The organism is Streptomyces chlorus, assembly GCF_042655885.1.
Lineage (GTDB): Bacteria > Actinomycetota > Actinomycetes > Streptomycetales > Streptomycetaceae > Streptomyces > Streptomyces chlorus.
Genome location: NZ_JBHSOA010000014.1, coordinates 51,256 through 60,345 on the forward strand (window position 1 = coordinate 51,256; position 9,090 = coordinate 60,345).

Below are 9,090 nucleotides of genomic sequence, written 5' to 3' on the forward strand. Positions count from 1 at the left end.
GCGGCGGACCGGTCAGCCGAAGAACACCTCGAACTCGTCGTACAGCGACGGATCGACGAGCTTGGTCTTCGCCGTGGCATCGGCGAGGGGGACGCGGACGATCCGGGTGCCCTTCAGGGCGACCATGACGCCGAAGTCACCGTCCTTGACCGCGTCGATGGCGTGCAACCCGAAGCGCGTGGCCAGCCACCGGTCGAAGGCGCTCGGGGTGCCGCCACGCTGGACGTGCCCCAGCACCGTGGTGCGGGCATCCTTGCCCGTGCGCTCCGAGATCTCCCGAGCCAGCCACTCGCCGACGCCGGACAGCCGCACATGGCCGAACTCGTCCAGCGACTCATCCTTGAGGACCACCTGCCCCTCTTTCGGGACGGCCCCCTCGGCCACCACGACGATCGGCGCGTAGTTGATCTTGAATCTGCTCTTCACCTGCTCACAGACCTGATCGATGTCAAAGGGCCGCTCCGGGATGAGGATCACGTTGCCGCCGCCCGCGACGCCGGCGTGCAGCGCGATCCACCCGGAGTGCCGCCCCATGACCTCCACCACCAGGGCGCGCATGTGCGACTCGGCGGTGGTGTGGAGGCGGTCGATGGCCTCGGTCGCGATGCCGACCGCGGTGTCGAAGCCGAAGGTGTAGTCGGTGCCGGAGACGTCGTTGTCGATGGTCTTCGGCACGCCGACCAGAGGGATTCCCTGACGGCTCAGTTCGGTGGCCACGCCGAGCGTGTCCTCGCCGCCGATCACGACGAGCGCATCCACGTCGTGCGTGGCAAGGGTGTCCTGTACCCGTCGCAGCCCGTCCTCGTGTGTGAACGGGTTGGTGCGAGAGGAGCCGAGAATGGTTCCGCCGCGGGGGAGGATCCCCCGCACGCTCGCGATGTCCAGTGGCCTGACATCGTCCTGGAGCAAGCCCAGCCAGCCGTCCCGCAAGCCGACGAAGTCGAAGGCGTATTCGTCGACACCTTTGCGGACGACACTGCGGATGACGGCGTTGAGGCCGGGGCAGTCACCGCCGCCGGTCAGTACTCCGACCTTCATGGGTTTTCTCCCATCCGCTGGACGGCCCGCGCAGTCGCGGCCGGCGATCAAGACCGCTGCCGGGAACATGGTTCGTCTGCTTCCAGCCTCCCCCCGTTCGGTCCGCAGTGGCCACTCGACGGACGCCGGGTCCGAACGGCTCGCTCGTGAGGAGTGCTGTCCGGCTTTTCGGGCGGTCCGGAGCCCGCTGAACAAGTGCGGGCCGCGTCGATCGGTTTGCCCGGTCGACTCTGCGCGGTGCTCAGAGGCGGGAGTGATCCGTCTCGCTGCGTCCGGTCCTGCCGATGGCGGCGAAGGCGTTGATCCTGGAAGGGGACGCCCACCTGCGGTCCACGCTTCCTGGCACGCCGGGAACGGCCTCGCCCGAGGTTCGTCCTTCATCAAAGTCGGCCGACGGTACGGCGGGCGACGGGCGGCGGGCGGCAGGCGGCGGGCGGCAGGCGGCGGTGAGACGGAGCGGTGGCCGGAGGGGACGGCTGTCTTTCGGGTGACGGCTCGAGCAAGGGAGAGCGCTATGAGGGCGACGTTCGTTCTGGGACGGATCGCAGGAGTCCGGGTCGGCGTGCACTGGAGCGTGCTGCTCATCTTCGGCATCATCGCGTTCGGCCTGTCGCAGGGCCGCCTCCCGGAGACGTATCCGGGGCGTGCCTGGGCGGTGTACTGGGCGGCCGGCCTCTGTACCGCCGTGGTCTTCTTCGCCTCCCTGCTCGCCCATGAGCTGGCGCACGCCGTCGTGGCCCGGCGCAACGGCGTCGAAGTGGACGACATCGTGCTGTGGCTGCTGGGCGGAGCGGCCCGGCTCAGGACCGAGGCGTCCAGCCCCGGCGCGGAGCTGAGGATCGCCGGCGTCGGCCCCCTCGTCAGCCTCCTGCTGGGCGGGCTCTTCGCACTCGGTGCCTGGCTGCTCGACCTGGTGTCCGCGTCCGGGATCGTGGTGGAGATGGTGGCGTGGCTGGCAGGCATCAACGTGCTGCTCGCGATCTTCAACTCGCTGCCCGCCGCCCCGCTCGACGGCGGCAGGCTGCTGCGCGCGTTCCTGTGGTGGCGCACGGGGGACCGGCTGCGGGCGACAGCCGGCGCGACCGCGGCGGGGAGGGTCCTCGGGTGGCTGCTGGTGGTCCTCGGGCTGATCGCGTTCATGCGGACCGGCGCGTTCGGCGGTCTGTGGCTGACGCTGATCGGCTGGTTCCTCATCGCGGCCGCCACCGCCGAGGGACGGCAGGCCCAGCTGCGCGGGGTGCTCGCCGGTGTCCCCGTCCGGGACGCCATGACGCCCGAACCTCTCACGGTTCCCGCGGACACCACGGTCGCGGGCTTCCTCACCAGCGCGCGCTACCGCTACCGGCACTCGGCGTTCCCGGTGATCGACGACGGGGTCCCGGTCGGGCTGGTGACTCTCGACAGCGCCAGAAAGGTGCCGCAGGCCGAGGACCGCGCCGTGACGGTGAGGGAGGTGATGATGCCACTGTCGCAGACCACCGTGGTCGGGCCGGACAGCCCGCTGGCGGATCTGCTGCCACGCATGGAGCCGGGCGCCGAGCACCGGGTCCTGGTCGTGGATGACGGCGGGCTCGCCGGAATCGTCTCGCTCTCGGACGTCAGCCGAACGGTGACCTGGCTGATGCGTACCGCCCCTGGGCGGCGCGATGGTCCGTGACCGCGGGCCGGCACCTGGGCGGGCCGTGTCACAAGGCGCCGTATCGCTCGCTCATGCGGCGCACTGCGACGATTCGCGACTGCTCGTCGGTCGGGGCGTGGCAAGTCGGAAGCCGCCGGTCCCGAACGGGGCCGGCAGGACAACCGCGTCCGCGGGCTACGCGGATCTACGAGACGGGCTGCGTCGTGCACCGGCACGCAGCGAGGAGGCGTTCGCGCGAGGTCGGCTTCGCTCCCCGGGCCAGTTCACCAGCCGTCCTCCTCGGGGCGCCGTCGGTGGCCGGACCGGGGCGGGTCGCGTGGCGATGCGCATCTGTTCGCTGCGCGGGCGAGGATGGAGGTATGGGGCGGGTGTCGCCCGCCGTGTTCCTCCGGGACGAGGAGGTCGGGTCGTGTTCTTCAGGGATCGTCGTGATGCCGGTCGGCAACTGGCCGCCCGGCTGGGGCATCTGAAGGGGACCGAGGCGGTGGTGCTGGGGCTGCCCCGTGGAGGGGTGCCGGTTGCCGCGGAGGTCGCGGGGGCGCTCGGCGCGCCGCTCGATGTCTGCCTGGTGCGCAAGCTGGGCGTGCCGTTCCAGCCGGAGCTGGGGATGGGCGCGATCGGTGAGGGCGGCGTGCGTGTGATCAACGATGCCGTGGTGCGCACCGCGCGTATCACCCCGGATGATCTGGCCCAGGTCGAGGCCCGTGAGCGGGAAGTGCTGGAGAGCCGCGCCCGGCGCTACCGAGCGGGGCGGGAACCGGTTGGCACGGAGGGCCGCACGGTGTTGGTGGTCGACGACGGGGTGGCCACGGGGTCGACGGCGCGTGCGGCCTGCCGGATCGCCCGTGCCAGGGGAGCGGCACGGATCGTGCTCGCCGTCCCTGTGGCACCGCACGACTGGGCCGCACGGCTCGGCGAGGACGCCGACGAACTGGTATGCCTGCACACCCCGCGGGACTTCTATGCGGTCGGGCAGTTCTACGCCGACTTCGCCCAGACCGACGACGATGAGGTCGTCGCCTGTCTGGAAGAAGCCGTGGCCCGTCCGGTGAGCACCCGCCGGACTGAGCCGCCTCACGCGGTGCCGGAGGACCCGGAGGTGGATGTGCAGGCCGGTGGGACGGTGCTGCGCGGGCAGCTGACGTTGCCCGAGAGCGCGGCCGGGGTGGTGCTGTTCGCGCACGGCAGCGGCAGCAGCCGGCACAGCCCGCGCAACCGGTTCGTCGCGCTCGGGCTGAACCGGGCCGGGCTCGGCACTCTCCTGTTCGACCTGCTCACCGAGGAGGAAGAGACAGACAGGGCCAACGTGTTCGACTCAGGTCTGCTGGCCCGGCGGCTGGCGGACGCCACCGGCTGGTTGCGCGGTCGGCCGGAGACCCAGGGGCTGGCTGTCGGCTACTTCGGTGCGAGCACCGGCGCGGCCGCCGCGTTGTGGGCGGCCGCCGAGCCCGGCGCGCGGATCGCCGCGGTCGTCTCCAGGGGCGGCAGGCCCGACCTGGCCGGGCCACGGCTGCCGGCGGTGAACGCGCCCACGCTGCTGATCGTCGGGGGCCACGACGAGTTGGTGCTCGACCTCAACCGCGAGGCACAGGCCCGGCTGCGCTGCGAGAGCCGGCTCGAGGTCGTCCCCGGCGCGACCCACCTCTTCGAGGAACCCGGTGCCCTGGAGAAGGTCACCGATCTGGCCCGTGACTGGTTCACCGACCACATGGCCCCGGTCCCGCATGCGGCGCGCTGAATCCGGAACGTGTGCTCCGGCTCCGGTACGACCACCACGGGGCAGGGCGCGTGGGCGATGAGCGGCAGGGCGACGGCGGCAGAGGTGAACAGTTCCTGGAGAGCACTCGGATACCAGGAGCCGAGCACGACCTCCGTGGCGTGTTGCGCCTGCTCGCGCAGCACCCACGCCGGATGCCCCTCCGCCGGCAGTCCGGCGACCTGCACCTGCGGATGCCGGGACTTGACGAACGTCACCGCCTCAGACAGCGCGCGGTCCCCTGTCGCGTGCAGCGCTGCGTTCCACTCCTCCCAGGACGGTCGTCCGCCCGTCGGCCGGTACCCAGGGGTCGGTACGTTCTGCGCGAGGACCAGCAGCAGGGGCGGATGATGTCGGTCCGCGTCGTCGGCGGCCCGGGCGAGCGCCCTGCGTCTGCCGGGATCGGGGTCGATGCCGGCCACGATCGGTTTGCGTTCTTGTGCATGTGTCGTCGCACGACTCCCGGTGCCTTCTTCGGCCGGTGCTTCCCGGTGTCGGCCGGGAACCGGTGTCGGCACCTGCGGTCAGCTCCGTCGTCTCCGGCGCCCCCGTGCGTCTACAGACCCTTGGAGAGCAGGAGTTCGTGGGCGAGTCGTGCGCCGCGTGCTGCTTCCTCGGGCGGAGTGTCCTCCGACGGGATGCTCTCCAGGCCATGGGCGAGCGCCCGGACGGCCTCGGCCAGGGTGGCGACCTGTTCTTCCAGCCGGCCCAGCCGGGCTTCCGGCCCGAGGGCGGCATCGGGTTGGGAGGAGTGGTTCTGCGTCATGTCGTGTTCCCTTTCGAGGCGGTGACGGACCGGGCCGTCACTCGGCGGGGCGAACAGGCCGTAGTAGATCGGCCGCCGTGTCCGGGTGGGTCGTGCGCCTGTTCTTCAGCCAGACCTCCTCGCGCGGGTGCAGGCGTCGGGTTCGCCGTGGTGGGGGAAGCCGAGTGTCGGACCGTGGAGGCAGCGTCAGCCGGACCTGTCGGGCGCTTGCGGTTTCCTAGGAGACCGTGCCGTGGATGTCACGGATGAGTCGCCGCTGTGCTTCGGTGAGGCCGCACAGGGTTGTTTCTCCGGTGTCGGGGGTGGTTCGGCTGCCGCAGATGGTCAGGTTGCCGAAGAGGTACTGGTCCGGGCCGCCGAGGGCAGCCACGAGTGGGCCGGCGACGCGGTTCGGCGGATGTGCCTCGCTGTCCAGAGCGGAGGTGTCGGCGACGTGTCCGTGCAGGCCGTTACCGACCCGGGCAGGGCGCTGGATCGTGAAGGCGGCCGGGGTTCCGTGGTGGGGGTCGGCGTCCTTGCGTACCTGCTCCGGGACGCCGTCACGGAACTCCAGTCCGCCGTCGGGATGGATCAGTGCGTAGATACCGGTCATGTCGTGCTTCCGTATGCGAGAGGCGTTCCGTCGGAGGTCGGCGAGTGGGAACCGCGCATCGCCGGAGAGTGCGAAGAGCGCGAGCGTGAAGACGCCCTTCGCCGCCGCACCCGGCGGGAACGTCAGTCCTGGCCCGCGTCCCACTGGGGCGTCGCCTCCTCGCCGACCGCGGAGTCGGTACAGGATCGGCGCCCCTGCTCGATGCCGGGAAGTGACGCCGGGGCGATCAGGCAGTCGACGCCGTGCGGCCATGTACCCGGACCCGTGGAGCCGGTCAGGCGGTCGGCTGGAGGAGGAGTGCGCGGATGTCGTGCGGGAGCTGGTTGAGTGCCGCCTCCAGTTGTCCGGGAGAGACGTGCTCGTGTACGACGACGGCGACCGCCGGAGCGGTCCGGGGGACTTCTTCGGCCGTGACCTTGGTTTCCTGGACGAAGCGGTTGATGTAGCCCTCACGGTCGTACTTGACCGGTACGACGCTGGGGTCCCAGCCGTCGTAGTAGGCGCCCCGCAGCAGATCGGGGAGCTGGGCGGGGAGCTGGGCGGCGAAGTGGGCGGCCACGTCTACGGTGAGCCGGTCGCGGAGCGTGTGCAGCCAGGTGCGCAGCACCCGGTGGGCGAGGTGGCGGTCGTCGGTGCCCGGAGCTTCCGGCGTCGCTTTCAGCCAGAGGTCGGCGGTGTGGATGGCGTGCTCGAAATCGGGCGGGTGTGTGGCGGACATGGGTCTTCCCCTTCTGCTTCCTGCTTCTCCGTGGCTGCCTTTCGCTGCATGGGCCGGCATGCCTGCCCGCGGGCAGGGGCCGACATGAAGAGCAGTCGGCTCCATCGGAAAGAAGTGGCGAGTGTGCGGGCGCGCTTGTCCGGCGCCGTCCGCCCTCCTGCGCGGTAGAGGCTCGCACGCGATGGCTTCGCTCTCCCCGCCCTATGGGCTCCATGCTAGGGCGGACGGTACCGGTCGGCAGCCGGAGCACTGCCAGGCAGCACAGGTGCCACGCATGAGGGACTGCCCAGCCCACCGCGGCAGGGCGCGCTACCGCGGGAGCCGTCCGAGCATCCACGGGCAAGCCGCTTTCGCCGCTTCGGTCGAGCGATGCCCCGGTGCGATGAGATCGTCCAGGGGCCGGGCACATGGCGGCTACGCCGGACACGGCATCGCCGACGGCCCGTCCCGCGCAGCCCGCCTGTTCCCCGGCATGCGTACGGCATGCCAAGCGCTCACACTGGTCTGGAGGAGTACCGGCCGGAGTTGGCCAGACTCCGTGGCTCTCCCCGCGCCGGCAGCGACGCCCCAAGGAGACGACCATGACCACCGCCCGGGACATCATGCACGCCGGAGCCACCTGCATCCAGGAGAACGAAACGCTGCAGGACGCGGCGCGCAGGATGAAGGAACTGGATGTCGGAGCCCTGCCGATCTGCGGTCCGGACGACCGGCTCCACGGGATCATCACGGACCGCGACATCGTGGTGAAGTGTCTCGCCAGGGGCAAGGACCCCCGGACCATGACCGCGGGTCAGCTGGAGCAGGGCAAGCCGGTCACGATCGACGCCGAGGCCGAAACCGGCCAGGTTCTCCAGGCCATGGCGGAACACAGGATCCGCCGGCTGCCGGTCGTCGACGACCATCGCCTCGTGGGCATGATCAGCGAGGCGGACCTCGCACGTCACCTGCCCGAAGAGCAGGTGGGCCACTTCGTCGAGGCCGTCTGCGCGGCCCGCTGACGGATCTTCGCCTCGACACTGGATTCAGGTCAGGAGGCCGTGCTGGGAGCCCTGGACGAGCGGGTGGTGATCGTCACCGGTGGAGCCAGAGGGATCGGCACCGCGGCGGCACGACTGTTCGAGGTGGGGGAACTCGTCGATGACCACAGGCACCGGCCCCTGGCCGCCCAGTGCCGGCAGCGCCTCCACGGCGTCCTCCCAGCCTCGCCAGTGACGTGAGGAGGGCTCGTTCGTGTACCGGGCGAGTTCGTCGGCGAGACGGCTCAGCGCATCGGCCTGCGTCACCTGCTGCGCTCCGAAGTAGAAGCCGCCGAGCACCGGATCGGACGGCTGGTCCACGCGCTCATCGGCCGCCCGTGTCTGCGCGCCGTGGACGCCGGCCTGACACCCGAGCACGGGGGCCGGGACCGCGTCGACGCTGTCCCGGGCCTGCCGAATTGACCCCAATCGGCACCCACCGCCCCACCCTTCCTCCTCCTGCCCGGCCTTCCGCCTCGTCAGAGGGGGCGAGAACGAGGCATTCGCCTTCCCCGACCGCGGGGCCGCACGGCCCCCCAGGGGTGCCCGATCGGCCCATCCCACGAGCTGGTCCATGGCCGACCCTCGAAAGGGAGAAACTGTGAAATACAGGACAATAATGAAGGCATCTGATCCCGAGACGGGCGAGGAGTGAGCGACGATGCGCGCACAGGCCGGTGACGTAATGCGCTTCACCAGCAGAAAAGCCGGAAACCCGGAACACCGTGCCACCGTGGTCGAGGTACTGGGCCGAGACGGGGAACCGCCCTACCGTCTGCGTTACGACGACGGCCACGAAAGCGAGATCTTCCCCGGCCCCGGCTGCGTGATCGAGACCCGCCCGGCACGTGATGCCGCGCAGCCGCACACGATGGGGGAGAGCCGGTGACGGGCTGCGGCCGAGAAGGGCTGCGGGCCGACCGGGACGCCTGCGGTGCCAGGCTGCCGGCACGCCGCGCCGCACGCGACGCGGGCGTGGCACCAACGGCGGGCCGCACCGCACGGTCGAGCGGTCCGGGCGCCGCGGGCGCCCGGCTGCGGCTGCCAGGGACCGGACGGAGAGGTATCGACACGATCCGGGTGCGACGGCTCTTCGGCTGATGTCGCCCGGGTGGCGCGGTGCAGCGACACCCGCCCGAAGGTCGCCGCCGGAGCCACCCACGATCAGGAACAGGAGGACGCCGTCATGGCCAGAGCCACATGGACGACGAAAGGCGTGTTCACCGGGCACGGAGGCGCTCGTACGGACGGGGCCGGGATCATGACCGGCAATCTGACGGTACACACCACCTGGGACGGCAAGCAGGCCGATGTCGCGGTGCGGTACACGGACACCGCGCGGTGGTTCGCCCTCGCCGGCAGCCCGGTGCCCTGCCACTCCGAGCAGGGCAGCAGGCAACTGCACCAGGCGGTGGTGGAAGCCGTGCGGGCCGGCGGCGGCGCTGCCGTTCCACAGCCCGCGCGGCTGGGCAGATGGCTCTGAGCACCGGAATTCGGCAGTTTCAGGCCGGGAGCGCGGCAAGCGCCGCAGGCCGGAAGCGCCGTGCCCGAGACGCCCGCGG

Annotated in this window: 10 protein-coding genes and 1 pseudogene; 5 read left to right on the top strand and 6 right to left on the bottom strand. The window is 71.1% G+C overall.

Annotated features, from left to right (window positions below; all coding sequences use genetic code 11):
• Positions 1–12 precede the first annotated feature (12 nt).
• Positions 13–1,038, bottom strand: a complete 1,026-nt coding sequence (locus tag ACFPZI_RS08060; RefSeq protein ID WP_381360148.1) for a 6-phosphofructokinase — start codon at positions 1,036–1,038, stop codon at positions 13–15.
• A gap of 514 nt (positions 1,039–1,552) precedes the next feature.
• Here ACFPZI_RS08060 and ACFPZI_RS08065 point away from each other — a divergent pair.
• Both ACFPZI_RS08065 and ACFPZI_RS08070 read left to right on the top strand, forming a co-directional pair.
• Positions 1,553–2,695, top strand: coding sequence for a site-2 protease family protein (locus tag ACFPZI_RS08065; protein ID WP_381360149.1), 1,143 nt, complete (start codon positions 1,553–1,555; stop codon positions 2,693–2,695).
• Between the two features lie 391 nt (positions 2,696–3,086).
• Complete coding sequence (locus ACFPZI_RS08070; RefSeq protein ID WP_381360152.1) at positions 3,087–4,415, top strand: phosphoribosyltransferase family protein; 1,329 nt, start codon at positions 3,087–3,089, stop codon at positions 4,413–4,415.
• Positions 4,416–4,450: 35 nt separating this feature from the next.
• Here ACFPZI_RS08070 and ACFPZI_RS08075 read toward each other — a convergent pair.
• The 4 genes and pseudogenes from ACFPZI_RS08075 to ACFPZI_RS08090 all read right to left on the bottom strand — a co-directional run.
• Positions 4,451–4,951, bottom strand: a pseudogene (locus ACFPZI_RS08075) (universal stress protein); the annotation flags it as partial.
• Positions 4,952–4,989: 38 nt separating this feature from the next.
• Positions 4,990–5,199 carry a hypothetical protein gene (locus ACFPZI_RS08080; RefSeq protein WP_381360153.1) on the bottom strand — a complete coding sequence of 70 codons (210 nt, stop codon included), beginning with the start codon at positions 5,197–5,199 and terminating at the stop codon, positions 4,990–4,992.
• A gap of 217 nt (positions 5,200–5,416) precedes the next feature.
• The gene (locus tag ACFPZI_RS08085) at positions 5,417–5,791 is read right to left on the bottom strand and encodes a hypothetical protein (protein ID WP_381360155.1); all 375 of its coding nucleotides are present in this window, start codon (positions 5,789–5,791) and stop codon (positions 5,417–5,419) included.
• Between the two features lie 274 nt (positions 5,792–6,065).
• Positions 6,066–6,509 (bottom strand): DUF2267 domain-containing protein, encoded by a 444-nt coding sequence (locus ACFPZI_RS08090; RefSeq protein ID WP_381360157.1) that lies wholly within the window; start codon positions 6,507–6,509, stop codon positions 6,066–6,068.
• Positions 6,510–7,090: 581 nt separating this feature from the next.
• On the opposite strand from ACFPZI_RS08090, the gene ACFPZI_RS08095 reads away from it, so the two are divergent.
• The gene (locus tag ACFPZI_RS08095; protein WP_381360159.1) at positions 7,091–7,510 is read left to right on the top strand and encodes a CBS domain-containing protein; all 420 of its coding nucleotides are present in this window, start codon (positions 7,091–7,093) and stop codon (positions 7,508–7,510) included.
• Positions 7,511–7,534: 24 nt separating this feature from the next.
• Here the strand turns inward: ACFPZI_RS08095 and ACFPZI_RS08100 are convergent, their stop codons facing one another.
• The gene (locus tag ACFPZI_RS08100) at positions 7,535–7,849 is read right to left on the bottom strand and encodes a hypothetical protein (RefSeq protein ID WP_381360162.1); all 315 of its coding nucleotides are present in this window, start codon (positions 7,847–7,849) and stop codon (positions 7,535–7,537) included.
• A 340-nt stretch (positions 7,850–8,189) separates the two neighbouring features.
• Between ACFPZI_RS08100 and ACFPZI_RS08105 the strand changes: the two genes are divergently transcribed.
• Both ACFPZI_RS08105 and ACFPZI_RS08110 read left to right on the top strand, forming a co-directional pair.
• A complete protein-coding gene (locus ACFPZI_RS08105; protein ID WP_381360165.1) occupies positions 8,190–8,417 on the top strand; it encodes a DUF1918 domain-containing protein in 228 nt (75 codons plus the stop codon).
• Between the two features lie 297 nt (positions 8,418–8,714).
• Positions 8,715–9,011 (top strand): hypothetical protein, encoded by a 297-nt coding sequence (locus ACFPZI_RS08110; RefSeq protein WP_381360167.1) that lies wholly within the window; start codon positions 8,715–8,717, stop codon positions 9,009–9,011.
• Positions 9,012–9,090 lie beyond the last annotated feature (79 nt).

Excerpts from the sequence above, each read along its gene's own strand:
- ACFPZI_RS08105 (WP_381360165.1), top strand. The coding sequence starts at position 8,190 with ATGCGCGCACAGGCCGGTGACGTAATGCGCTTCACCAGCAGAAAAGCC.
- ACFPZI_RS08080 (WP_381360153.1), bottom strand. The coding sequence starts at position 5,199 with ATGACGCAGAACCACTCCTCCCAACCCGATGCCGCCCTCGGGCCGGAA.
- ACFPZI_RS08085 (WP_381360155.1), bottom strand. The coding sequence starts at position 5,791 with ATGACCGGTATCTACGCACTGATCCATCCCGACGGCGGACTGGAGTTC.
- ACFPZI_RS08060 (WP_381360148.1), bottom strand. The coding sequence starts at position 1,038 with ATGAAGGTCGGAGTACTGACCGGCGGCGGTGACTGCCCCGGCCTCAAC.
- ACFPZI_RS08090 (WP_381360157.1), bottom strand. The coding sequence starts at position 6,509 with ATGTCCGCCACACACCCGCCCGATTTCGAGCACGCCATCCACACCGCC.
- ACFPZI_RS08065 (WP_381360149.1), top strand. The coding sequence starts at position 1,553 with ATGAGGGCGACGTTCGTTCTGGGACGGATCGCAGGAGTCCGGGTCGGC.
- ACFPZI_RS08110 (WP_381360167.1), top strand. The coding sequence starts at position 8,715 with ATGGCCAGAGCCACATGGACGACGAAAGGCGTGTTCACCGGGCACGGA.
- ACFPZI_RS08095 (WP_381360159.1), top strand. The coding sequence starts at position 7,091 with ATGACCACCGCCCGGGACATCATGCACGCCGGAGCCACCTGCATCCAG.